The sequence below is a fragment of the Agrococcus sp. SGAir0287 genome, assembly GCF_005484985.1.
Taxonomy (GTDB): domain Bacteria; phylum Actinomycetota; class Actinomycetes; order Actinomycetales; family Microbacteriaceae; genus Agrococcus.
This window is the reverse complement of record NZ_CP027942.1, coordinates 2,250,592-2,273,438: the sequence shown is the minus strand read 5'-3', so window position 1 is coordinate 2,273,438 and position 22,847 is coordinate 2,250,592. Positions and strand designations below refer to the sequence as shown.

At 74.9% G+C, this 22,847-nt stretch carries 20 protein-coding genes; 5 read left to right on the top strand and 15 right to left on the bottom strand.

Annotation, left to right across the window (positions count from 1 at the left end; all coding sequences use genetic code 11):
* Positions 1 to 5: 5 nt before the first annotated feature.
* Both C1N71_RS10825 and C1N71_RS10820 read right to left on the bottom strand, forming a co-directional pair.
* Positions 6 to 983 carry an LCP family protein gene (locus C1N71_RS10825; protein ID WP_137756410.1) on the bottom strand — a complete coding sequence of 326 codons (978 nt, stop codon included), beginning with the start codon at positions 981 to 983 and terminating at the stop codon, positions 6 to 8.
* On the bottom strand, positions 980 to 2,122 hold the full coding sequence (locus C1N71_RS10820) for a GNAT family N-acetyltransferase (protein ID WP_137756409.1): 1,143 nt from the start codon (positions 2,120 to 2,122) through the stop codon (positions 980 to 982). Before C1N71_RS10820 ends, C1N71_RS10825 begins: the two co-directional genes overlap by 4 nt.
* Positions 2,123 to 2,503: 381 nt before the next feature.
* Here C1N71_RS10820 and C1N71_RS10815 point away from each other — a divergent pair, with 381 nt between their 5' ends.
* Complete coding sequence (locus C1N71_RS10815; protein WP_137756408.1) at positions 2,504 to 2,848, top strand: histone-like nucleoid-structuring protein Lsr2; 345 nt, start codon at positions 2,504 to 2,506, stop codon at positions 2,846 to 2,848.
* Between the two features lie 19 nt (positions 2,849 to 2,867).
* Here the strand turns inward: C1N71_RS10815 and C1N71_RS10810 are convergent, their stop codons facing one another.
* The 8 genes from C1N71_RS10810 to C1N71_RS10775 all read right to left on the bottom strand — a co-directional run bounded on the left by C1N71_RS10810 (position 2,868) and on the right by C1N71_RS10775 (position 11,550).
* On the bottom strand, positions 2,868 to 4,136 hold the full coding sequence (locus C1N71_RS10810) for a maltokinase N-terminal cap-like domain-containing protein (RefSeq protein WP_137756407.1): 1,269 nt from the start codon (positions 4,134 to 4,136) through the stop codon (positions 2,868 to 2,870).
* Between the two features lie 53 nt (positions 4,137 to 4,189).
* Positions 4,190 to 5,449 (bottom strand): hypothetical protein, encoded by a 1,260-nt coding sequence (locus C1N71_RS10805; RefSeq protein ID WP_137756406.1) that lies wholly within the window; start codon positions 5,447 to 5,449, stop codon positions 4,190 to 4,192.
* A 4-nt stretch (positions 5,450 to 5,453) separates the two neighbouring features.
* Positions 5,454 to 6,341 (bottom strand): DUF4349 domain-containing protein, encoded by an 888-nt coding sequence (locus tag C1N71_RS10800; protein WP_137756405.1) that lies wholly within the window; start codon positions 6,339 to 6,341, stop codon positions 5,454 to 5,456.
* 74 nt (positions 6,342 to 6,415) lie between these two features.
* Positions 6,416 to 7,375 (bottom strand): TetR/AcrR family transcriptional regulator, encoded by a 960-nt coding sequence (locus C1N71_RS10795; RefSeq protein ID WP_137756404.1) that lies wholly within the window; start codon positions 7,373 to 7,375, stop codon positions 6,416 to 6,418.
* On the bottom strand, positions 7,372 to 8,187 hold the full coding sequence (locus tag C1N71_RS10790) for an aldo/keto reductase (protein ID WP_137756403.1): 816 nt from the start codon (positions 8,185 to 8,187) through the stop codon (positions 7,372 to 7,374). Before C1N71_RS10790 ends, C1N71_RS10795 begins: the two co-directional genes overlap by 4 nt.
* 59 nt (positions 8,188 to 8,246) lie before the next feature.
* The gene (locus tag C1N71_RS10785; RefSeq protein ID WP_137756402.1) at positions 8,247 to 9,449 is read right to left on the bottom strand and encodes an MFS transporter; all 1,203 of its coding nucleotides are present in this window, start codon (positions 9,447 to 9,449) and stop codon (positions 8,247 to 8,249) included.
* A 154-nt stretch (positions 9,450 to 9,603) separates the two neighbouring features.
* The gene (locus C1N71_RS10780; RefSeq protein ID WP_137756401.1) at positions 9,604 to 10,341 is read right to left on the bottom strand and encodes an SDR family NAD(P)-dependent oxidoreductase; all 738 of its coding nucleotides are present in this window, start codon (positions 10,339 to 10,341) and stop codon (positions 9,604 to 9,606) included.
* A gap of 39 nt (positions 10,342 to 10,380) precedes the next feature.
* Entirely contained in the window at positions 10,381 to 11,550 is a 1,170-nt protein-coding gene (locus tag C1N71_RS10775) for a thiolase family protein (RefSeq protein WP_441297054.1), read from the bottom strand.
* A gap of 146 nt (positions 11,551 to 11,696) precedes the next feature.
* Here C1N71_RS10775 and C1N71_RS10770 point away from each other — a divergent pair, with 146 nt between their 5' ends.
* Complete coding sequence (locus C1N71_RS10770; protein WP_254677984.1) at positions 11,697 to 13,472, top strand: carboxylesterase family protein; 1,776 nt, start codon at positions 11,697 to 11,699, stop codon at positions 13,470 to 13,472.
* A 62-nt stretch (positions 13,473 to 13,534) separates the two neighbouring features.
* Here the strand turns inward: C1N71_RS10770 and hrpA are convergent, their stop codons facing one another.
* On the bottom strand, positions 13,535 to 17,272 hold the full coding sequence (hrpA, locus tag C1N71_RS10765; protein WP_137756399.1) for an ATP-dependent RNA helicase HrpA: 3,738 nt from the start codon (positions 17,270 to 17,272) through the stop codon (positions 13,535 to 13,537).
* 47 nt (positions 17,273 to 17,319) lie between these two features.
* Between hrpA and C1N71_RS10760 the strand changes: the two genes are divergently transcribed.
* Complete coding sequence (locus C1N71_RS10760; RefSeq protein WP_137756398.1) at positions 17,320 to 17,910, top strand: hypothetical protein; 591 nt, start codon at positions 17,320 to 17,322, stop codon at positions 17,908 to 17,910.
* A gap of 6 nt (positions 17,911 to 17,916) precedes the next feature.
* Here C1N71_RS10760 and C1N71_RS10755 read toward each other — a convergent pair whose 3' ends face one another.
* Entirely contained in the window at positions 17,917 to 18,102 is a 186-nt protein-coding gene (locus tag C1N71_RS10755) for a hypothetical protein (RefSeq protein WP_137756397.1), read from the bottom strand.
* Between the two features lie 57 nt (positions 18,103 to 18,159).
* On the bottom strand, positions 18,160 to 18,597 hold the full coding sequence (locus tag C1N71_RS10750; protein ID WP_175414189.1) for an SRPBCC family protein: 438 nt from the start codon (positions 18,595 to 18,597) through the stop codon (positions 18,160 to 18,162).
* 102 nt (positions 18,598 to 18,699) lie between these two features.
* On the opposite strand from C1N71_RS10750, the gene C1N71_RS10745 reads away from it, so the two are divergent.
* On the top strand, positions 18,700 to 19,185 hold the full coding sequence (locus C1N71_RS10745) for a GNAT family N-acetyltransferase (RefSeq protein ID WP_137756395.1): 486 nt from the start codon (positions 18,700 to 18,702) through the stop codon (positions 19,183 to 19,185).
* A gap of 109 nt (positions 19,186 to 19,294) precedes the next feature.
* Positions 19,295 to 20,986, top strand: coding sequence for an ABC-F family ATP-binding cassette domain-containing protein (locus C1N71_RS10740; RefSeq protein ID WP_137756394.1), 1,692 nt, complete (start codon positions 19,295 to 19,297; stop codon positions 20,984 to 20,986).
* 10 nt (positions 20,987 to 20,996) lie between these two features.
* Here the strand turns inward: C1N71_RS10740 and C1N71_RS10735 are convergent, their stop codons facing one another.
* On the bottom strand, positions 20,997 to 21,653 hold the full coding sequence (locus tag C1N71_RS10735; RefSeq protein WP_217495988.1) for a response regulator: 657 nt from the start codon (positions 21,651 to 21,653) through the stop codon (positions 20,997 to 20,999).
* On the bottom strand, positions 21,650 to 22,771 hold the full coding sequence (locus C1N71_RS10730; RefSeq protein WP_137756393.1) for a sensor histidine kinase: 1,122 nt from the start codon (positions 22,769 to 22,771) through the stop codon (positions 21,650 to 21,652). The genes C1N71_RS10735 and C1N71_RS10730 overlap by 4 nt, the downstream gene beginning before the upstream one ends.
* Positions 22,772 to 22,847 lie beyond the last annotated feature (76 nt).

Genomic DNA, 22,847 nt, shown 5'->3' with positions numbered 1-22,847 from the left:
CTCCCTCACCGCTCCGCCGGAGGCGCGAAGCCCGTCATGGACGGCTGCTGGAGCGCTGCCTGCACGACCGCGAGCCCGGCCGCGTCGAGCAGCACGACCGACTGGTCGCCGATCATGGCCGTGCCGTCGGTCGGCAGCGTGAAGGTGCCGACCTCGGGCGTGCCCTGCGCCGCGAGCTCGCCGGCGAGCCCGACGAGCGCGTCGGTCGTGAGGCCGTCGGTCGCGGCGACGTGGCCGGCGACCGCATCCGCGAGGTCCGCGATCGCGAAGGGATTCGCGAGCACCGATGGCTGCAGCACGGCGTCGAGGAGGCCGCGGAGGTACGCCTGCTGGTTGCGCACGCGCTGGTAGTCGCCGTCGGGGAACGAGTACCGATCGCGCACGTAGGCGAGCGCGTCCGCGCCCGTGAGGCGGATGGCTCCCTGCGCGAACTGCATGTCGTCGACCGAGAACGCGACCTCGTTCTGCACCGTGACGCCGCCGACGGCGTCGGTGATCGCGCCGAACCCGGCGAAGTCGACGATCGCGACGTCGTCGATCCGCTGCCCGACGAGCGACTCGACGACCTGCACCATGAGCGGCACCCCGCCGTACGCGAGCGCGGCGTTGATCTTCGCCTCGCCGTGCCCGGGGATCGTGACCCACAGGTCGCGCATGATGGAGATGACCTGCACCGAGCGACGATCCGCAGGCACGTGGACGAGCAGGATCGCGTCGGCGCGATCGCCGAGGCTCGTCAGCAGCGAGCCGCCCTCGCCGCGAGCGTCGCTGCCCAGCAGCAGGTAGTTCCGGGGTGCGGGGGCGCCCGTCGGATGCGGCGCCGGGCGATCGGCCTCGGCGGGGAACGCGTCGGGCACCCGCTCGACGCCGTCGACCGCCGCGTCGATGCGCGCGGCGACGGTGCCGAGCGTCGCGACGACCGCGATGACCACGCCCGCCGCTGCGAGCGCGACGATGCGGCGCACGCGCGTCGCGCGCGTCATGCTCGGCGCCCCGTCGTCACGACGCCCGCGCCCGTCTCGCCGCGATAGGCGGGGAACGACGCCGTCGCGCAGCCCTGCGACAGCCGCGACTCCTCCTCGGGGTCGAGCACGAGCTCGAGGGTGCGGAAGGGGCGCGCCCCCGTCGGCGCGAAGGCGCGCTTGTAGCGCTCGATCCCGTCGCCCGGCGTCGCGCCGCCGCCGAGCACGTAGTCGGCGATGCCCTGCTCGCGGCACCAGCGCACGACGGCGAGCTTCAGCAGCTCGTTCGGCCGGCTCGCGAAGGCGCGCTCGTCGGTGCCGCCGAGGAACGAGTACGCGTGGCGCTCGGAGTGCAGCACGAGCTCGCTCGAGACGACGCGGCCCCCTTGCGTCGCCGTCGCGTACACGAAGCTGCCGGCCAGCTCGCGATGCAGCCGGTCGAAGAACGCGGACTCGAAGCGGTAGCGGGCGTCGGCGCCGCGGCGCTCCATCGTCGCGGCGTAGATGCGCGCGAACGCGTCGGCGTCGTCGAGCGACGACGTGACCCGCACCTCGATGCCGTCGTCGATCGCGCGGCGCACGTTCTTGCGGACCTTGCGGTCCGCGTCGGCGAGCACGGCCTCGTCGTCGGCGAGCACCGTGCGCACGACCGTGACGCTGCGGTCGACGAGGCACGACGACGGCGGCTGCACGACCTCGTCGTCGAACGGGTGCATGCGCGAGAAGGCGGTCACGACCTGGTGCCTGCGCGCCCAGCTCGCGACCGCCGACCACAGCTCGGGCTGGCGTCCCGCGGCGTGCGCCGGCCGGTACGCACCGCCGTAGCCGTACGGACCCGTCGCGTCGAGCATCCCCATCGCGCCGGGGATGGCGCGGAGGCGGAGCGGCATGAGCACGCCCGCGTCGGTCGTGAGGGCGACGACGTGGTCGCCGGGCTCGGCGAACAGCTCGCCGAACGCCGGGTGCGCGAACGGCTCGCGCCCCGCGGCGCGCCATCGGCGGAGCCAGACCGCGCGATCCGAGGCGTGCGCGGCGTCGAGGCTCCGCAGCCCGGTCGTCGTCGCGATGGGCGAGCGCCACGGCAGTCGATCGCTCGCGATGCGCACCTCGGCGCCCGGCTCGAGTCGCACCCGAGCCCGCGCATCCGTCACGTCCTGCACGGCGAAGCCCCCTTCGCATCCGGTAATGCGGACTGAGGGGCTCCGTGAGCCTTGCTCAGTCCGCAGCGAACGCGGCAACCATCGCAGCCGGGCGGGCCGACGACGGCGGGAGGGTACGAACCTGTCGATTCCGTCGGTGTGCGCGTCTCAGAACGATGGGATGGAAAGGGGACGCCGTACCCCGCGCGCCCTTCCGAGCGTTCGAGCCGTGCTCATCGAACGCTCCGACAGCCGCTGCGATCCCGGGTGCCCGATGCGACCGGCGGGCACCCCCTCAGCGCGTGCGCATCGTGGCCGCGTCCTGCATTCGAGAATGTCGGAATGCGCGCGCAATTGCGAATGGAATTCGCATTCCGTGTCGAATGCATTACCATTCCCAGCATGGCGAAGCAGACCATCGTCGAGATCGTCGACGACATCTCCGGGGAGCGGCTGGCGGACGGCGCGGGGCGCACGGTCGCCTTCTCGCTCGACGGTGCCCAGTACGAGATCGACCTCACGCACGAGCACGCCGACGAGCTGCGCGCTGCGCTCGAGCCGTGGATCGCGGCGTCGCGTCGCGTCTCGAGCTCCTCGAGCACGCGCTCGTCGTCGCGACGCTCCGGCTCGTCCCGCGCGTCGAAGGACGTCCAGGCGATCCGCGAGTGGGCGGCCGCGAACGGCTACCAGGTCGCCACTCGCGGACGCATCCCCGCGAACGTCGTCGAGGCCTACGAGGCTCGCTGACGCTGCGCGTCGCTCGCGATCACGCGAGCAGCCGCTCGAGCGCCGAGCGTGGGATCGGCACCCAGTCGGGTCGGCTGCGCACCTCGTAGACGACCTCGTAGAGCGCCTTGTCGACGAGGAGCGCGCGGATGAGCGCGGGGTCGCCCTCGCCGCGCACCGTGCGGTAGCCGGCGAGGAACGCGGCCTCCGTGCTCGCCGTCCATGCCGCGGCGCTCGCGACGTCGACGCCGACCTCGATCGCGGCCGCTCCCGCCGCGTAGTCGAAGGAGCGGAGCATCCCGGCGACGTCCCGCTCGGTCGGCTCGGGCAGCAGACGCTCGGCGAGCGGTCGCAGCGGCTCGCCCTCGAAGTCGAGCAGCAGGTAGCCGCGTCCGTGCTGGCGCAGCACCTGCCCGAGGTGCAGGTCGCCGTGGATGCGCTGCACGAGGCCGACGCGCAGCGCGTCGAACGTGCCGACGTGCGCGTCGATGGCGTCGTCGAGGTGCGCGAGGGCGCCGCGCGACTGCTCTCGCGCCCACCGCACGCGGGACCGCAGCGTCTCGACGAACGCATCCGACGCCGCCTGGTCCGCGCCGCGCGCGCCGAGCGTCTCCGCGAGCGCGACGTGGACCTGCGCGACCGCGCGGCCGAGGTCCTCGATCGCGAGGTCGTCGCGCGCCTCGCCGCGCAGCGCGCGCACGGCATCGTCGCGCACGAGGGTCCACGCGTCGTCGGCGCCCGCGACGAACTCGGACACCGCGGCGAGGCCGGCGGAGCGGGTGACGCCGCCTGCGCTCCACGTGGCGCGCGACGCGGCGAGCAGCGCGGGCACGCGGTCGCAGCCCGCGCGCGTGAGGGCTCCCGTGACCGCGACGTCGGGGTGCTCGCCGTCGTCGACGACGCGGAAGACCTTCGCGATCCACGGCGGCTCGGCCGTGCCGATCACCGAGGTGTTCGACTGCTCGGACGTGATGACGCGCACGGCGTCGACGGGCGGCACCCGGCCGTCGACGGCGAGGGCGTCCGACGGGCGCAGCATCGCCTGCAGCGCCGCCGCGTCGTGCGTCGCGTCCACGAGCCAGCGCCCGTCGACGACCCCGATCGGGGCGTCGCCCGGCTCGTCCCGCAGCGCGACGGGCACCTGCAGCGTCGCGTCGCCGGCGCGCACGAGCACGATCGCGACCTCGTCCTCGACGGGCAGCAGCGCCTCGAGCGTCAGCGCGGCATCCGAGCCCTTGAGGGGATACCACCGGCGTCCGGGCGCCCAGTCGGCGATCGCGGCGAGCACGGCATCCGGGTCGAGAGGCATGTCTCCACCCTTGCGAGCCGCACGCGGTGCGGCAAGGGGATGCGCGCGGCGCGTCAGACCGTCACGGCCCGCAGCTGCACCCCGGGCAGCACGCGCATGAGGTCGGCGATGGGTGCGAGGTACCCGAGGGTCGAGCACCGGTCGCCCGCTGCGGCGAGGCGCACGCCGCTCACGACGCCGGCGGCGAGCACCGTGCCGCCGTCGCCCCACGTGTAGACGGGGCCGCCGGAGTCGCCCAGGCAGAAGGCCGTGCCGCTCGTGGACGTGACGCGCACGATGTCGACGCACTGCGCTCCACCGCCGGCGAGGCCGTAGCAGGCGACGCCGGGGCCCGTGACCTGCAGGTTGCAGACGTTGCCGGAGGTCGTGCCCGACTTGCACAGGTAGGTGCCGGCGGGCAGCGACCGCAGCCAGCCGCTCACCCGCAGCGAGGTGGAGTCGCTCGTGTAGATGTCGGGACGGTTGCGCACGTCGAGGCCGAGCCGCACGAGCTGGAGGTCGTAGGAGTCGGCGCCGCGCACGAGCGTGCTCGCCCCCGTGGTGACGCCGAGCGTCTGGCCGCCCGACGCGAGCGCGGCGAGGCCGTCGGCCCAGTTGCTGCAGTGCGCCGCGGTGACGAAGTGCTGGAAGTGCCCGGAGACGGCCTGGAAGCCGCTCGTGCACCACTGGTTGGCGCCGGAGGGCAGGCGCGTCGCATACGTCGAGCCGCCCAGCAGGTCCTGCACGTCGCCGCGTCGCGCGGTCGTGTCGGGCACCTCGTCGACCGCCTCGACCTCCACGGACGCGCCGCCCGTCGCCTGAGCGACGGCGTCCTCGATCGCGGCGACGCCCGCGGCGTCGAGCGGCAGCGCCTCCACGCCGGCGGCGGCGGCGGCCTCCGGCGTCGGGACGGCGACCGTGACCTCCTCGCCGTCGACCTCGAACGTCACGGGCGCATCGTTCGGCAGCGATGCCGCTGCGTCGAGGAGGCCCGACGCGAGCTCCTGCGCGCTGCGCTCCTCGGCGACGAACGCCACGGCGACGCCGGGAGCCGCCGCGAGGTCGCGCACCTCGGCGGGCACGTCGCCGACCCAGCCCACCGTGACCTCGCCGGTCTCCGGCACGATGGCGGTCGAGCCGAGCGCCGAGACGGGCTGGAGCGCATCCCAGCGCGCGATCTCGTCGAGCACCTCGAGCTGCAGGCGCTGCGTCGCCTCGACGTCGGCCGTCGCGACGGGCGGCGCGGCCGGCGCGGGCGTCGCGGTCGCGGGCACGACGAGGGCTGCGACGAGCGCAGCCGTCGCGAGCGTCATCCACCTGGTCGCACGCCGCACGCCGTCATGCTAGGCGCGCCGCGTCGTCCCCGGGCGGAGGCGCGCTGGGGGACGGCGCCGACGTGCGGCGCCGTGCACGCACGACGAGCACGACGACGGCGACGGGGATGGCGAGGGCGACGATCCACGGCAGCGCGGCGCCTGCGACGACGGCGGCACCGGAGGCGGTGGCGGCGAGCGCCGACCAACCGGTGAGGAGGCCGTCGACGAACGTGGCGGGCGGCTCCTCGGGCGCGACCGCGACGGATGCGATCGAGACGGTGATCGTCGACAGCGCCACCTGGTCGGCGAGCGCCGACTGCTGCGCGAGGAGCGACTCGAGCTCGCTCGTGCGCGTCGTGAGCTGTCCCTCGATCTCGAGCAGCGTCGCGGTGTCGGCGGCGGTCGCGAGCAGCGCCGTCAGCCGATCGACCGAGGCGCGCGCCGACGCGACCCGCACGTCGAGGTCGAGGACCTCCTGGCTCACGTCGACGCTCGTGACGTCGACGTCGCGCACGTCGCCGACGTCGCGCAGGTCGTCGAGCAGCGCGTCGACGGCGTCGGCGGGCACGCGCAGCGTGAGCTCCGCTCGCTCGGGCACGTCGCCGGAGCCCGCCGACTCGGACCGGGACGAGACGGACCCGCCCGCGTCCTCGGCGAGCGCGGCCGCGGCATCCGCGGCCTCGGCGGGCGCCTCGGCGACGAGCTGGACCCAGCCGGTGACGATCACGGCCTCGTCGGCGTGCGCGGCCGAGGGCTGCGACGCGCCCTGGCCGTCGCCGCCCGCGACGTCGGGAGCGGGCTGGGCGGGCGCGGGCTGCGGCGCCGACTCGGCGCTCGCGCCGCCGAGCGGAGCCGCGCAGCCGGCCAGGAGGAGCGCCGCGACGGCGGCGAGGGGAGCGAGGAGGCGCATCCTCGCACGGTAGGGCGATGCAGTGGGCGTGCGCAGCCCAACCGCAGCCGCCTCTCGCACGTCCGAGCGGTGCGTCAGGAGCGCTTGCGCGCCTTCGCCTCGGCCTTCTCCTGCGCCCTGGCCTCGCGTTCGCGCGCCTTCTCCTCGGCAGCGGCCTCGCGCTCGATCGCCCGCTCGGCCACCTTCTGCGCCTCGCGTCGAGCCTCGGCGAGCCGCGCCTCCGCTCGCGCCACGTCCTGCATCGCCTCCTTGACCTTGCGATCCGAGGTGGCGGCTGCGGGGATGCGATCGATGGCCGCGTCGTCGTGCCCGCCGCGGTCGATCCACGCCTGCAGGCCGTCGAGCAGCCGGTTGAGGCCGAAGAAGAAGGCGCGGTCGGTGCTCGCGAGGGGCTCGTCGAGGATGCCGTCGCGAACGGCGCCCGCGAGGTGCGGGAAGCGCTCGTCGGTGACGAGCTCGCGCAGCGCCGTGCGCATGCCGTCGTCGATCCGCGTCTCGTGGCCGGCCTCGCCGAAGAGGCCGATGTAGCCCATGAGCAGCAGCGCGATCGAGACCTTCGACTCGTCCGGCAGGTGCAGCTCGCGCATCGCGCCGAGCGCGCCGTCGAGGATCGCGAGGCGGTTCGGCGTCGTGGGCGTCGCCGACGGCGGCATGCTCGCGAGCCACGGATGCCGCTGATAGCCGGCGCGCACCGCGGTCGCCCACGTGCGCAGCCGTGTGCGCCAGTCGCCCTCGGTCGACGTCGTCGGGATGGCGGAGGCCGTGTCGGCCATGAGCAGCAGCAGGTCGTCCTTGCCCGTCACGTAGCGGTAGAGCGACATGGGCGTGAAGCCGAGCGCCGTCGCGACCTTGCCCATGCTCACGGCCTCGAGGCCGTCGGCGTCGGCGATGCGGATGGCGGCCTCGACGATGCGCTCGGTCGACAGCTCGCGCTTCGGGCCGCGCTGCGGCAGCTCGGCGACGCCCCATGCGATCGCGACGGCGTGCGGCAGCACGGGGGCGCCGGGCGTCGGGACGGAGGCGGGCTGGCTCATGGGCGATCCTCGGGCGCGGTGCCGGTGCGCTCGCCGGACTCGAGCGAGGCGATGCGGGCCATCGCGGCGTCGTCGAGGGGCGCGATCTCGGCGAGGTTCTCGGCGAGCCGGGCCGCGCGCAGCGACTTCGGCACGGCTGCGCCGCCGAGCTGCAGGTGCCAGCGCAGCACGACCTGCGCGGGCGTCGCATCCATCTCCTCGGCGATCGCGACGATCGTCGGGTCGGCGAGCAGGCGTCCGCGACCCAGCGGGCTCCAGGCCTGCGTGACGATGCCGTGCTCGGCGTGGAACGCCCGCAGCGCACGCTGCGGCAGCCACGGATGCGACTCGACCTGGTTGACGGCCGGCCACTCGCCGGTCTCGTCGGCGAGGCGCTGCAGCTCGTCGATGCCGAAGTTGGCCACGCCGATCCAGCGCACGCGGCCCTCGTCGCGCAGCGTCTGCAGCGCGCGCCACGTCTCGACGTACGTGCCGCGCGGCGCGCGGGGCCAGTGGATCATGTAGCCGTCGATCACGTCGAGCCCGATGCGCGCCTCGGAGGCCGCGAAGTCGGCGAGCGCGGCGTCGAACGACTGCACGGGGTCGCCCCAGAACTTCGTGACGACCTGCAGCTCGTCGCGCAGTCCGCTCGCGCGCACGGCGGCGCCCATCTCGGCCTCGTTGCCGTAGAGCGCTGCGCCGTCGACGAGCCGGTACCCCGCCGCGATCCCGTCGGCGACGACGCGCGCGGCCTCCTCGGGTGGCACCTTGTAGAGCCCCAGGCCGATCGCCGGGATGCTCGACCCGTCGAGCAGGGGGATGCGGGGGACCATGCACCCATCCTGGCAGCGCCCGCCGCCGCGTGCGCCGGATGTCCGCGGGCTCCGAGCGGTCAGCGCGGCAGCTCCACCGGCGCGGTCTCGGGCGGCTCGCCGATGCCCTGCGTGAGGTCGGGCTGCCGATGTCGCAGCACCCATGCGACGAGGGCAGCGGCCGCGGCGAGCACGAACGCGACGGCGAAGCCGCCGATGGGGCCCTGCCAGTCGATGAGGATGCCCGCGGCCGCCGAGCCCACCGCCGCGCCGATGAGCTGACCGGACCCGATCCATCCGTACGCCTCAGGGGTGTCCGAGAACCGCACGGTCGCGGCCACGATCGACGACATCGCCGACAGCGCCGGCGCGATGCCGATGCCCGCGACGAAGAACATGAGCGCGAGCCACCAGAAGTCGAGCAGGATGCACGCCAGGCCGAACCCCGCGGCGGATGCGGCGATGCGCAGCGCGAGCGAGCGGCGGTGGATCGTGAGCCCGCCGAGCGCGAGCCCGCCGACGAGCGAGCCGAAGGCGTTGGCGGCGATGACCATGCCCGCCTCGAAGCCGTCGTGGCCGAAGACGGACACGACGGCCGCCTCCGACGCCGCGAACCCGCCGATGAGCAGCATGCCCGTGACGACGACGAGGACGACGGGCACCTTCCGCAGCACGCCGCCGATGCGCTTCGCCGACGGCGGGATGCGCATGCGGCCGACCTCGGGGGAGAGCACGAACCAGAGGCCGCCGAGCAGCTGCACGGCGGCGGCGACGAGCAGGCCCTCGACCGTGCCGATCTGCGTCGAGACGAACGTGATCGCGACGGGGCCGACGACCCAGATGATCTCCTGCAGCGTCGCGTCGAGGGAGAAGAGCCGCGTGAGGAGCCGCTGCGTCACCATCGTCGGGTACAGCGTCCGCACCGCGGGGGTGATGGGCGGCATCGCGAGGCCCGCGACCGCGCCGACCGCCGTCATCGCCAGCAGCCCGAGCGGCAGCAGCGCGATGGCGAGGATGCTCGCGGCGGCGACGGTGAGCGTCACGAGCAGCACGGGGCGCGTGCCGAACCGGCTCATCCATCGTGTCGTGAGCGGACCGGCGACGCCCTGGCCGATCGAGAGCGCGGCGAGCACGAGGCCCGCTGCGGCGTAGGAGTCGAAGGTGCGCTCGACGTGCAGCAGCAGGCCGAGCGAGTACATGCCTTGCGGGAAGCGGGCGACGAGCTGCGCGGCCATGATGCGTGCGACGCCGGGAGCCTGCAGGACCTCCCCGTACGCGCGCATGCCCGCGATCCTATCTCGCGGCTGTCCGTCCGCTGGGTGCAGTGGTCGTCGCAGGCGGCCAGCATCCGGGACTGGCCACCGACGGTCAATCGGTGGCCACGAAGGGCGACCCTTCGTGGCCGATGGTCGCCCTTCGTGGCCAGTCGGGTGAGGGTCAGCGCGGCGCCATGCGGATCGCCCCGTCGAGGCGGATCGTCTCGCCGTTGAGCATCGGGTTCTCGACGACGTGGCGCACGAGCGCCGCGTACTCGGCGGGGTCGCCGAGTCGCGAGGGATGCGGCACCTGCTCCGCGAGGGAGGCCTGCGCAGCCTCCGGCAGCCCCGCCATCATCGGCGTGCGGAAGATGCCGGGCGCGATCGTCATGACGCGGATGCGCGTGCGGGCGAGCTCGCGCGCGAGCGGCAGCGTCATGGCGGCGACGCCGCCCTTCGACGCCGAGTACGCCGCCTGTCCGATCTGCCCGTCGAACGCCGCGACGGATGCGGTGTGCACGAGCACGCCGCGCTCCTCGCCGACCGGCTCGAGCTCCTGCATGCGCGACGCGGCGAGCCGCGCGACGTTGAAGGTGCCGACGAGGTTCACGGCGACGACGCGGCTGAAGCGCTCGAGCGGCAGCGGCCCCTCCTTGCCGACGGCGCGCTCGGCGGTCGCGATGCCCGCGCACTGCACGACGATGCGCAGCGGACCCGCCTCGCTCGCGGCGTCGATCGCGGACTGCACCTGCTGCTCGTCGGTGACGTCGGCCTCGACGTAGTGGATGCGCTCGTCGTCGCCCGCGCGCATGTCCGCGACGACGACGGCCGCGCCCGCATCCCGCAGCATCGCGGCGGTCGCGGCGCCGAGTCCGCTCGCGCCGCCGGTGACGAGCGCGCTGGTGCCTGCGATGTCCATGGGTCCTCCTCGTGGGCGGTGGGTGGTGCCTGGTCGGGGTCAGAGCCGCTCGACGAGGGTCGCGTTGGCCATGCCGCCGCCCTCGCACATCGTCTGCAGGCCCAGGCGGCCGCGCGAGCGCTCGAGCCCGTGCACGAGCGTCGTCATGATGCGCGTGCCGCTCGAGCCCAGCGCGTGGCCGAGGGCGATGGCGCCGCCGCGGGCGTTGAGGCGGTCGCCGTCGCCGCCGATGGCGGCGAGCCACGCGAGCGGGATCGAGGCGAACGCCTCGTTGACCTCGACGAGGTCGACGTCGTCGATGCGCATCCGGTTGCGCTCGAGGATGCGCTGGGTCGCCGGGATGACGCCCGAGAGCATCTCGACCGGGTCGGAGCCGACGACGACGGAGTCGACGATGCGCACGCGCGGCCGCAGCCCGTGGCGCTCGGCGAACGCCTCGCTCGTCACGAGCACCGCGGAGGCGCCGTCGGTGAGGGGCGAGGCGTTGCCCGCCGTCACCGTCCAGGCCATGCCAGGGTGCCGGGCGGCGAGCGCGTCGGTGCGGAAGGCGGGCTGCAGCCCCGCGAGGCCGTCGACGGTCGTCGCCGGGCGGATGGTCTCGTCGGTCGCGTGCGTGCCTGCGATGCCGGCGACGGGCAGGATCTCGTCGCCCCACGTCACCGCGGCGGCGCGCGCATGGCTGCGCGCGGCGTACGCATCCTGCGCCTCGCGGCCGATGCCGAACCGCGTCGCGACGAGCTCGGCGGCGACGCCCTGGTGGGTGAGCGCGGGGAAGCGGCCGTGCACCTGCGCGGGGATGGGGTCGCGATCCAGCGCGGCCGACCCGATGGGATGCGTCGACATGAGCTCGACGCCGCAGGCGACGACGCACTCGGCGAGGCCCGCGGCGACGGCGGCGTGGGCGAAGTGGATGGCCTGCTGGCTCGAGCCGCACTGGCGATCGACCGTCGTGCCCGGCACCGTCACCGGCAGGCCGGCGGCGAGCGCGGCTGTGCGGGCGACGTTCTGCGTCTGCTGGCCGACCTGGCTCACGCAGCCGGCGACGACGTCGTCGACGAGCGCGGGGTCGATGCCCGCCCGGTCGACGAGCTCGGCGATCACGGTGCCGAGCAGCGCGGCGGGATGCCAGGCGGACAGCGCACCGCCGGGCTTGCCTCTGCCCGATGCGGTGCGCAGGACGTCGACGATGACGGCGCTCACGCGTCCCAACCTACCCGCGGCGCTCGCTCGATGATTGGCCACTTGTGCCGCTCGATTGGGCAGTAGTAGCTCGCGACACGCCGCGTGACGAACCACTACTGCCCAATCACCGCCACCACAGGCCCGACAGAGGAGGGATGCGTAGCGTCGAGCGAGTGAGCGGGGAGCGGATGGGTGCGGATGCGGGCAGCGCTCGCGGTACCGACGAAGAGGGCCGCGGCGCTCACGACCGGGGCGTAGCCGAGCGAGCCGGCGCCGACGAAGGCGTCGACGTCGTCGTCCCCACGCCCTCCGGGCGGGTCCGCGGCCGGTGGGAGCCGGTCGGCTCGCCGACGAGCCTGGCGCTCGGCCGCCCGCGCGCCACCGTCGCCGCCTTCCGCGGCATCCCGTACGCCGAGGCGCCCGTCGGCGACCTGCGCTTCGCGGCGCCGGTGCCGATCGCCCCGTGGGACGGCGTCCGCGACGTCCGCGAACCCGGCCCGACGCCGCAGCGCGTCGGCGATCCGCGGGCGCTCATCCCCGAGCCGAGCGTGCCCGGCGACGAGATCCTGAACGTCACGGTGCTGACGCCCGACCCGAGCCCTGCCGCCCGCCTGCCGGTGCTCGTGTGGATCCACGGCGGCGGCTACACGACCGGCTCGCCCGCGAGCCCCTGGTACGGCAACGGCGCCTTCGCGCGCGACGGCGTCGTCACGGTGCTCGTCTCGTACCGGCTCGGCTTCGACGGCTTCGGGTGGATCGAGGGCGCGCCGCAGAACCGCGGCGTGCGCGACTGGCTATGCGCGCTCGAGTGGGTGCAGCGGCACGTCGCGGCGTTCGGCGGCGATCCCGATCACGTGACGGTGGCCGGGCAGTCGGCCGGCGGCGGTGCCGTGCTGACGCTGCTCGGGATGCGCGCCGCCGCCGGGCTGCTCGCGCGGGCGTGGGCGGCGTCCCCGGCGCTCGCCGACGTGCCCGAGCAGACGGCGCGCGCCCTCGCGGCGCGGCTGGGCGATCGGCTCGGCATCGGCGCGCACGGCGGCGTGCCGACGCTCGAGGTGCTGCGTCGAGCCGGCGAGCGCGACGTGCTGCGAGCGCAGCCGGGCGCGCGACGCGGCGCGGGCCGCGGCCTCTACCGGCTCGCCGACGAGCTGCTCGCACTCGGCCCCGTCGTCGACGGCGACCTCCTCGAGCAGCCGACGCTGGATGCGCTCGCGGCAGGAGCGGGCCGCACGGTGCCGCTCGTCGTCGGCGGCATGCACGACGAGCTGCTGCTCACCGACGCGCTCGCGCCGCGGTGGCTGCGCGTCGCGCTGCGCGCGATCCCGCCCGCCGTGACGCTCGGTGCCGCGCACGTCGACCGCGCCACGCGGCGCGCGTACGTCGCCGCGAATAGCGATGCGGCCGACGAGGGCGCGGGCGGGCTCGCCGCCCGCTACCTGTCGGATCTCGTCTTCGGCGGCACGATCGTGGGGGCGGCATCCGCGCGCGAGCGCGCCGCGCATCCGCACGCGCAGGAGCGGCGGCGCCTCGAGCATCCCGACGCGGCCGTGCGCGCCGGCGTCGCGGAGCCGCCGCCGGCGGGGCCGACCGCGGCGACGTGGACGTACCGCTTCGACTGGGCGTCACCGACGCGCGGCGGCGCCGTGCACTGCGTCGACGTGCCCTTCGCGTTCGACGCGCTCGGCGACGACCACGCCGATCGGCTCGTGGGCGCCGACGCACCGCAGGCCCTTGCCGACGTCGTCCACGGTGCGATGGCACGGTTCGCCGAGCACGGCGATCCGGGCTGGCAGCCGTGGTCCGAGGCGCCCGGCGCGACGCGCATCCTCGGCGCGTCCGACGCTCTCGCGCCCGGCGCCCGCGCACCGATCGTCGATGCGGCCGGCTGGTCGCGCGTCGCCCCGCTCATCGCGTCGGGCATCGCCCCGCGCCGTCCTCGCGCGCACTGAGGGCGGGCCGCCGGCCGGATGCGGCCTCGCACCGAGCCGAGGATCTCGACGTCGCGACGCGCTCAGCCCTGCAGCACGCGCCGGATGCGCTGCACCGAGATGGGGCCGCGCGCGCCGAGGGTCTGCGCGAAGAGGCTCACGCGCAGCTCCTCGATCATCCACCGCGCCTCGACGAGGTGCGGCGCGGCGGTCGAGGGCAGCGGGATCGACCCGCCCGCGGCGCGCAGCGCGGCCACGGCCTCCGACACCTCCGCCATCCACTGCACGTCGCGGTGCGCCGCCTCGGGCAGCCGCCGCACGCGGTGCTCGACCGCCTTCACGTACACGGGCAGGCGCGCGAGGCGCGCGACGCCCGCGGCCACGACGAAGCCGTCGTGCGCGAGCCCGTCCAGCGTCGCACGTGCGTCGGCGAGCTGCGCCATGTACGCCATCGACGACGTCTCGCGGATCGCCGCGTCCGCGGCCCGTGCCGCCGTGAGCACGGCGGCGACGCGCGCGGTGACGTCGAACATGCGCTCCACGAGGCCGAGCGAGACGGCGGTGCGGATGCGCGCGAAGTCCTGCGCCGAGCGCACCGGCCCGCCGAGCCCGAGCTCCTCGTCGACGATCGCGAGCAGCACGTCGTCGAACAGTCGCGCGGTCGACGGGTAGGGAGAGGCGCCGAGCGCGAGCCGCTCCGCATTCGAGAGGTTCGCCTGCACGTACGACTGCGGCGACTGCACCGCGTCGGCGAGCATCCGGCGCACCGCCGCGTGCTCGGCCGCGTCGCGCTCGGCCTCGGTCGAGAAGAGCGCGACGTCGACGCGGCCGCCCTTCGCGAGCCGGTGCCCGGGGTAGGCGCGCACGGTGCCCTGCCCCTGCCGCACGTCGACGAAGCGGGGCAGGTCCGCCTGGAAGCCGTCGACGCCCTGCCGCTCGAGGTCGTGGGACACGGCAGCGGCGACCTCGACCGTCGCGCGCTGGGCGAGGCGCGCCTGCAGCGCGGCCAGGTCGCGGCCGGCGCCGACGACCGCGCCCTTCGCGCCCTCGACGACGAACCGCGGCAGCAGGTGGCCGGGCACGCGGCTCCAGTCGACGTCGGACGCGTCGGCCGGCGTGTGGGCGACGCTGCGGATGCGGTCGGCGAGCACCTGCGCGAGCGGCGCGTCCGTCGGCTCGGCGGGCAGGTCGGCGAGCATCGACCGCGCCCAGTCGGCAGCGGGCACGACGTGCCGCCGCACGTGCTTCGGCAGCGCCTTGATCATCGCCGTGAGCAGCTCCTCGCGCATCCCGGGCACGAGCCAGTCGAAGCCCGCAGGGCTCAGCCTCGGCAGCAGCGCGATCGGCACGTGCACCGTGAGCCCGTCGTCGTCGGCACCGGGCTCGAACCGGTACGTCAGACGGAGCGTCTGGTCGCCCTGCCGCCACGTCGTCGGGTAGGCGTCCTCGTCGGGGCCGTCCTCGCGGCCCAGGAGGTCGTCGCGCGTGAACGTGAGCAGATCCGGCGTCTCGGCCTTCGCATCCCGCCACCAGCGCTGGAAGCCGCGCGCGTCGGTGACGTGCATGGGGATGCGGGCGTCGTACAGCTCGACGATGCGCTCGTCGTCGAGCAGGAGGTCGCGGCGCCGCTGGCGCTCCTCGAGCCGCTCGATCTCGGCGATGAGCGCGCGGTTGGCGTCGAGGAAGCGCTCGCGCACCTGCCACTCGCCGGCCACGAGCCCGTGGCGGATGAGCAGGTCGCGCGCGAGCACGGGGTCGACGCGCGAGAGCTGGATGCGTCGCTGCGGCACGATCGGCACGCCGTAGAGCGTGACGCGCTCGGTGGCGATCGCGGCGCCGGCGCGCTTCGACCAGCGCGGCTCGAACCATTGCCGCTTCGCGAGGTCGCCCGCGAGCGGCTCGGCCCACGCGGGGTCGATGCCCGCGACGACGCGCGCGAACAGCCGCGAGGTCTCCACGAGCTCCGCGGCCATCACCGCCTGCGGCTGCTTCCGCCCGAGCGTCGACGAGGGGTGGATGTGGAAGCGCACGCCGCGACCGCCGAGGAAGTCGCGCCGCTCGGCGTCCCGCACACCGATCTGGCTGAGCAGGCCGGCGAGCAGCGCCTTGTGGATCTCGCTCGCGCTCGTCGAGAACGGCTCGGCGCTCGTCTCCCGCCCACGACCGCGCGGCGGCTGCGCATCCTTCGGCAGCGAGCGCTCGAGCTGGCGGACGACGTCCTGCCACTCGCGTACCCGCAGGAAGTTCAGGTGCTCGTCGCGGCACATGCGCCGGAACTGGTTGCCCGACCGCTGGCGCTGCTGCTCGCGCAGGTAGCGCCACAGGTTCAGCAGCGAGACGAAGTCGCTCGTGGGATCGGCGAAGCGCGCGTGCAGCTGGTCGGCGCGCGCACGATGCTCGAGCGGCCGCTCGCGCGGATCCTGGATCGACAGGGCGGCGACGATGGGGATGACGGCGTCGGCGACCCCGGCATCGACGCCCGCGAGCACCATGCGCGCGAAGCGCGGGTCGACGGGGAGCCTGGCGATGCCGCGCCCGACGCGCGTGACGGCGCCGGAGCGCTCGATGGCCCGCAGCTCGCGCAGCAGGTCGGTGCCGTCGGCGATCGCACGCCGCTCGGGCGGCTGCAAGAAGGGGAAGTCCTCGAGGGGGCCGAGGCCGAGCGTCGCCGCCTGCAGGATGACGGAGGCGAGGTTCGTGCGCAGGATCTCCGGATCCGTGAACGCCGGCCGTCTCGCGAAGTCCTCCTCGGCGTAGAGCCGGATGGCGATGCCGGGCGCGACGCGGCCCGCGCGGCCGGATCGCTGGTTCGCCGACGCCTGGCTGATCGCCTCGATCGGCAGCCGCTGCACCTTCGCGCGCGTGGAGTAGCGCGAGATGCGCGCGGTGCCGGTGTCGACGACGTGGCGGATGCCGGGCACCGTGAGGCTCGTCTCGGCGACGTTCGTCGCGAGCACGACGCGCCGCTGCACGCCCGCCGGGCGGCGCTCGAAGACGCGGTGCTGCTCGGCGGCCGACAGCCGCCCGTAGAGGGGGAGCAGCTCCACGCCCGCGCCGAGCCTGCCTGCGAGGGCGTCCTGCGCATCCCGGATCTCCGCCTCGCCGGAGAGGAAGACGAGCACGTCGCCGGCGTCGTCGCGCCAGATCTCCTGGATGGCGTCGTGGATGCCGTCGATCGGGTCGACGTCGTCGTGCGCGTCGTCGTCGCCGTCGTCGTCCGTCATCGCCTCGCGCGTCAGCGGCCGGTAGCGCACGTCGACGCCGTACGTGCGCCCGGAGACCTCGATGATCGGCGCGCCGCCGAAGTGCCGCGAGAACGACTCGGGGTCGATGGTCGCCGACGTGACGATGACGCGCAGGTCGGGGCGGCGGGGGAGGAGGCGCTGCAGGTAGCCGATGAGGAAGTCGATCGTGAGCGAGCGCTCGTGCGCCTCGTCGATGACGATCGTGTCGTACTGCGCGAGGTCCGGATCGCGATGGATGCGGTTCAGCAGCACGCCGTCCGTCATGACGGTGAGCATCGTCGCGGCCGACGCCTTGTCGCTGAACCGCACCTGGTAGCCGACCTCGGCGCCGAGCTCGACCTGCAGCTCCTCGGCGACGCGCTCGGCGATCGTGCGCGCGGCGATGCGCCGCGGCTGCGTGTGCGCGATCGCCGTGCGGCCGAGCTCGAGGCAGATCTTCGGCAGCTGCGTCGACTTGCCCGAGCCGGTCTCGCCGGCGACGATGACGACCTGGTGCTCCTGGATGGCGGCCGCGATCTCGTCGCGGCGCGCGGAGACCGGCAGGTCGTCCGGATAGGCGATGTGCATCGCCTCCATCCTCTCGCGCCCAGGCCGCGTCGAGCACGCGTCCATAGGGTGCCGGGATGATCGTGCGCCATCGGCGGATCCAGATCGTCCGCTCCATCGTCGGCTCGGTCGTGCTGACGGTGCTGTCGCTCGCCGGCCTCGGCCTCGTGCTGTGGCTCGCCGTGACCGACGGGAACGTGCTGCTCGGCGTGGTGGGGTGCATCCTGGTCGGCGGGCTCGCCGCGCTCTGCGCGATCGCCGGCGTGACGGCGCGACGTCGCTGGGCGGCGGCCGACGACGGCATCGCGCTCGCGATCGAGGACGGCGGCGTGCTGCTCGGCGGCGTCGGGCGCATCCCGTGGGAGGAGATCGCGGCCGTCGCGGCGCGATTCGTCACGATGCGCATCCGCACGGTGTCGACGTTCGATCGAATCCTCGGCGCCGGCGACGGACGCTGCGTCGTCGTCGTCGGCGTGCGCGATGCGAAGGCAGTCCTCGCGCGCAGGCCGAGCGCGAAGGAGCTGCGCGCCCCGCAGGGCATCCTGCACGGCCGCGGATTCACGGCCGTGCACGTGCCGGGCGTCTCGCCCGACGAGCACGCGCAGGCGAGCGCCGCGCTGCTCGACGCCGCGAGGCGTCGTGGCATCCCGGCGACCGAGGTGCGCTGAGCGGCGCTACTCGGGCAGCTCGCCCGGCGCGAGGCGTTGCTGCTGGCGCCACAGGTCGCCGTAGCCGAGGCGCTCCATGTAGCGCTCGACGAGCTGCTCCTCGTCGAGCTGCCCCTTCGTGTACATGTCGAGGTCGGCTTGGAACTCGGGCGTCACGGGCGGCATCTCCGCCGGGATCTCGGGATCGGTCATGGCATCGCCTTCCGTCGTGGGGATGCTAGCGAAGGGTCTCCGGCGTCGCCTGTGCGCTCAGGGCCCGGTCTCCAGCAGGATCCGCGCCCGCGCGAGGCCCGCGGCGAGGGTCGAGGGCGCCGCCTCGGCGACGACGGGCTCGACCATGCGCAGCATGCCGCCCGGCTCGGCATGGATGCGTGCGATCACGCGGCATCCCGCATCCGTCGCCTCGAACGCGAAGCGCAGGGTCGTGGGCATCGTGCCGGAAACGCTGCGCGCGCCCATGGCGTGCGGCGGGTCGAGCTCGGTGACGCGCCACTCGAACGCGACGTCCCTGCCCATGACGCGCATCCGCGTGCGCACGGTGCTGCCGACCTTCACGGGGGCGGGCGAGACGAGGGTCTCCGACACGACGGAGCGATCCCACTCGGGCCGATGCTCGGGGCTCGTGAGGAAGGCGAACACGTCGTGCGGGTCGCGTGCGACGTCCACGCGCTCCTCGAGTGCGAACACGGGCTGCTCCTGACGATACGGGCGGTCAGCGTCGCACGGCGCGGGACCGCTCGACAGGGGGTGGACGCCGGGCCTCGTCCGGGGTGCTGGCACCATCGGGGCATGACCGATGCGACCCGACCCGCCGTCTCCGTCCGTCCTGTGCGCGTCGACGACCAGGAGCGGTGGGCGACGCTCTTCCGCGCGTACCGCGACTTCTACCGGCTCGAGCCGGACGACGCGGTCGTCGAGCGCGTCTGGTCGTGGCTCATGGATGCGGCGCACGAGGTCCGCGGACTCGTCGCGGAGGTCGACGGCACGGTCGTCGGCATCGCGCACCATCGAGCGTTCGCGCGCCCGTCGACCGGCACGACCGGCGTCTGGCTCGACGACCTCTACGCCGACGCGTCCGTGCGCGGCGCGGGCGTGGGGCGCGCGCTCATCGCCCATCTCGGCGGCGTCGCCGCGCTCGAGGGCGCCTCGGTCGTGCGCTGGATCACCGCCGACGACAACGTCGTCGCGCAGCGGCTGTACGACCGCGTCGCGACCCGGACGCGCTGGCTCACGTACGACGCGGTGCCCGGCGCCTCGCTCGGCGCCGGCTCCTGACGCGGCGCGAGGCCCCTGCGGTGCGCGCGGCGTCGCCGATGCCGTAGCCTGGTCGGCTGCCCATCGCGAGCAGCCGGGCCCGGCCCGACCCGCAGATCCAGGACGCATCATGGGCTTCATCGACGTCGGCGGCGTCTCGTACGCGCTGCCGGACGGCCGACCGCTGCTGACGGACGTCGGATTCCGCGTGCCCGAGGGCCGCACGACCGCCCTCGTCGGCGCCAACGGCGCAGGCAAGTCGACGCTGCTTCGCATCGTGCGCGGCGCCCTCGCGCCGCACGCGGGCAGCGTGCAGGTGCAGGGCGGCCTCGGGGTCATGGATCAGACGATCGGCGTCGCCGACCGCGAGGACGCGACGGTGGAGGATCTGCTGATCGCCGTCGCGCCCGAGCGCATCCGGTCCGCCGCGCTCGCGCTGCAGCGTGCCGAGGCCGCGATGCTCGAGCGCGACGACACCGCGGCGCAGCTCGCGTACGCCATCGCGATCGCCGACTACGCGGAGGCGGGCGGGTACGAGCACGAGGTCGTGTGGGACCGCTGCACGATGGCGGCGCTCGGGCTGCCGTTCGAGCGCGCCCGCTGGCGGACGCTCGCCACCTGCTCGGGCGGCGAGCAGAAGCGGCTCGCGCTCGAGGCGCTGCTGCGCGGGCCCGAGGAGGTGCTGCTGCTCGACGAGCCCGACAACGCGCTCGACGTACCCGGCAAGCGCTGGCTCGAGGAGCGGCTGCGGCAGACGCCGAAGACCGTGCTGCTCGTCTCGCACGACCGCCAGCTGCTCGCGAACGCGGCCGACCGCGTCGTCACGCTCGAGGCGAGCCCCGCCGGCTCCTCGGCGTGGGTGCACGGCGGCGGGTTCGCGACGTACCACGAGGCGCGCGAGGCGCGCTTCGAGCGGCTCGACGAGCTGCGGCGCCGCTGGGACGAGCAGCACGCGCAGCTGCGTCGTCTCGTCACGACGCTGCGGGCGCAGGCCGCCAGCAGCGACGACATGGCCTCGCGCTACCGCGCGGCGGTCACGCGGCTGGAGCGCTTCGAGGCCGCAGGGCCGCCGGAGGCCCGGCCGCCGTCGCAGGAGCTGTCGATGCGGCTGCGCGGCGCGCGCACCGGCAAGCGCGCCGTCGTGTGCACGGGCCTCGAGCTCACGGGCCTCATGCGACCGTTCGACCTCGAGGTCTGGTTCGGCGATCGCGTCGCGGTGCTCGGCGCCAACGGCTCCGGGAAGAGCCACTTCCTGCGCCTGCTCGCCCACGGCGGCACCGACCCGGATCCGTCGCTCGGCCACGTCACGAGCGTCGGCGCGACGATCGCCCGCGTCGAGCACCGAGGTCGCGCCGTGCTCGGTGCGCGCGTCGTGCCCGGCTGGTTCGCGCAGAGCCACGCCGTGGCGGGGCTCGAGGGGCGCACGCTGCTCGAGATCCTCCATCGCGGGGACGACGAACGGCAGGGGATGCCGCGCGAGCCCGCGAGCGCCGCGCTCGACCGCTACGGCCTCGCCCACGCCTCCGAGCGACGCTACGACGAGCTCTCGGGCGGGCAGCGAGCGCGCTTCCGCATCCTGCTGCTCGAGCTCGCGGGCGTGACGCTCCTGCTGCTCGACGAGCCGACGGACAACCTCGACCTCGTCTCCGCGGAGTCGCTCGAGGAGGCCCTCGGCAGCTTCGAGGGCACGGTGCTCGCGGTGACCCACGACCGATGGTTCGCCCGCACCTTCGACCGCTTCCTCGTGTTCCAGGAGGACGGCGAGGTCGTCGAGGCGGATGCGCCGGTGTGGGACGAGGGCCGCGTGGCTCGCGCGCGCTGACCGGGAGCGGTCAGCCCGCGTCGATGAGCCGCTCGCGCAGCGCTCGCAGCACCGCGTTCGTGCGGTCGGCGGTGCCGAGCTTCGCGAGCACGGCCGAGACGTGGTTCTTCACGGTGCCCTCGGCCAGCACGAGGGAGGCGGCGATCTCGCGGTTCGTGAGCCCGGCGGCCATGAGGCGCAGCACCTCTCGCTCGCGCGGCGTGAGCTGCGCGGCGCGCACGCGCGCCGCATCCTGCTCGGGCGCCGTCGCACGGAGCAGCGTCTCCGTCACGGCGGGGTGCAGGTACGTGCCGCCTGCCGCGAGCGCGCGGATCGCCGCCTCGAGCGTCTCGAGCGACACGTCCTTCAGCAGGTAGCCGCGCGCGCCGGCCCTGAGCGCGCGCACCAGCAGGTCGTCGTCGTCGAAGGTCGTGAGCACGAGGCACGGGGTGCCGTCGCCCGCCGCGCGGAGGGCCTCGAGCATCCCGATCCCGTCGACGCGCGGCATCCGCAGGTCCAGCAGCACGACGTCGGGGGCCGCCTCGGCCACGAGCGCCGCACCCTCCGCGCCGTCGGCGGCCTCGCCCACGACCTCGACGCCCGGCACGAGCGCGAGGAGCGTGCGGATGCCCTGGCGCACGAGGGTCTGGTCGTCGACGACGACGACGCGCACGGCCGCTGCCGTCACGCCGGCACCCGCGCGGTCACGCGGAACCCGCGCCCGCCATCGATCGTCAGGGTGCCGCCGAGCGCCTCGACGCGCTCGCGCACGCCCGTGAGGCCGTTGCCCGGTCGCACGACGGCGGCGCCCACGCCGTCGTCGTGCGCGTCGAGCACGAGCAGCCCGTCCTCGCGACGCACCTCGAGCAGCAGGTGCGTGGCCCGCGCGTGCCGCAGCGCGTTCGTGACGAGCTCCTGCGCGCCGCGCAGGATCGCCTCGGCCTGCGCGGGGGCGACGGCGGCGACGTCGTCGGCGACGCGCACCTCGAGGTCGATGCTCGCGACGTCGTCGGCGATCGCGCGCAGCGACGCGGCGAGGTCGCCGCGCGGCGCGCGCAGCGCGGAGACGGTCGCGCGCACCTCGCCGAGCATCCCCTTCGCGACGTCGCGGGCGCGCACGACCTGCTCGCGCGCGTCGCCCGTCGTCAGGTGCGACGCCGCCTCGAGGTCGAGCGCGAGCACCGTGAGCTGGTGGCCGAGCACGTCGTGCAGCTCTCGTGCGATGCGCACGCGCTCGTCGGCGCGCGACGACTCGGCCAGCATGGCCTGCGCCGCGCGCAGGCGCACCGTCGTCAGCTCGAGCTCCTGCCGGAGCTCCGTCTCGCGCACGAAGATGCGCACGAAGACGACGGCCATCGCCTGCAGCACGACGTAGATGCCGGTCGTGAGCGCGAGCGCTGCGGGCGACGCGCCCTGCAGGAGCGACGCCGCGACGACGCCACCGCAGTTCGCCAGCACGACGACGACCGGCAACCACAGCGGGCCGAGGTACGCCGAGACGAGCGCCGTGAAGACGAGCACGATCATGATCCACGAGGCGCCGGGCGCGAGCACGACGAGGGCGATGCCGCCCGCGACCGCCACGGCGAGCAGCGGATGCACCGCCGCCTCGGGCACGCGCTCGACGGCGATCGAGACGCTCGCGAGCGCGGCGAGGAAGGCCGCGAGGATCACGGCCCATGCGGAGAGCGGCACGAGAAGGCCGCCTGCGCCACCGAGCGCGGTCGCGACGACGAGTCCGCCGACGATCGCGGAGACCGCGACGGGCACGGCGTCGACGAGCCGCGCCGCCCGTCGCCCGTCCATGTCGCCAGGCTAGGCGCGCGTCCTGGGGGTCCGCCCGTGCCGTTCGTCATGGATCGCGATCGTGGCCGGCGGCACG

Bases quoted from the DNA above. Each gene is read 5' to 3' on its own strand.
- C1N71_RS10825 (WP_137756410.1), bottom strand. From the start codon at position 983: ATGACGCGCGCGACGCGCGTGCGCCGCATCGTCGCGCTCGCAGCGGCG.
- C1N71_RS10815 (WP_137756408.1), top strand. From the start codon at position 2,504: ATGGCGAAGCAGACCATCGTCGAGATCGTCGACGACATCTCCGGGGAG.
- C1N71_RS10810 (WP_137756407.1), bottom strand. From the start codon at position 4,136: ATGCCTCTCGACCCGGATGCCGTGCTCGCCGCGATCGCCGACTGGGCG.
- C1N71_RS10800 (WP_137756405.1), bottom strand. From the start codon at position 6,341: ATGCGCCTCCTCGCTCCCCTCGCCGCCGTCGCGGCGCTCCTCCTGGCC.
- C1N71_RS10795 (WP_137756404.1), bottom strand. From the start codon at position 7,375: ATGAGCCAGCCCGCCTCCGTCCCGACGCCCGGCGCCCCCGTGCTGCCG.
- C1N71_RS10790 (WP_137756403.1), bottom strand. From the start codon at position 8,187: ATGGTCCCCCGCATCCCCCTGCTCGACGGGTCGAGCATCCCGGCGATC.
- C1N71_RS10785 (WP_137756402.1), bottom strand. From the start codon at position 9,449: ATGCGCGCGTACGGGGAGGTCCTGCAGGCTCCCGGCGTCGCACGCATC.
- C1N71_RS10780 (WP_137756401.1), bottom strand. From the start codon at position 10,341: ATGGACATCGCAGGCACCAGCGCGCTCGTCACCGGCGGCGCGAGCGGA.
- hrpA (WP_137756399.1), bottom strand. From the start codon at position 17,272: ATGGAGGCGATGCACATCGCCTATCCGGACGACCTGCCGGTCTCCGCG.
- C1N71_RS10760 (WP_137756398.1), top strand. From the start codon at position 17,320: ATGATCGTGCGCCATCGGCGGATCCAGATCGTCCGCTCCATCGTCGGC.
- C1N71_RS10755 (WP_137756397.1), bottom strand. From the start codon at position 18,102: ATGACCGATCCCGAGATCCCGGCGGAGATGCCGCCCGTGACGCCCGAG.
- C1N71_RS10745 (WP_137756395.1), top strand. From the start codon at position 18,700: ATGACCGATGCGACCCGACCCGCCGTCTCCGTCCGTCCTGTGCGCGTC.
- C1N71_RS10740 (WP_137756394.1), top strand. From the start codon at position 19,295: ATGGGCTTCATCGACGTCGGCGGCGTCTCGTACGCGCTGCCGGACGGC.
- C1N71_RS10730 (WP_137756393.1), bottom strand. From the start codon at position 22,771: ATGGACGGGCGACGGGCGGCGCGGCTCGTCGACGCCGTGCCCGTCGCG.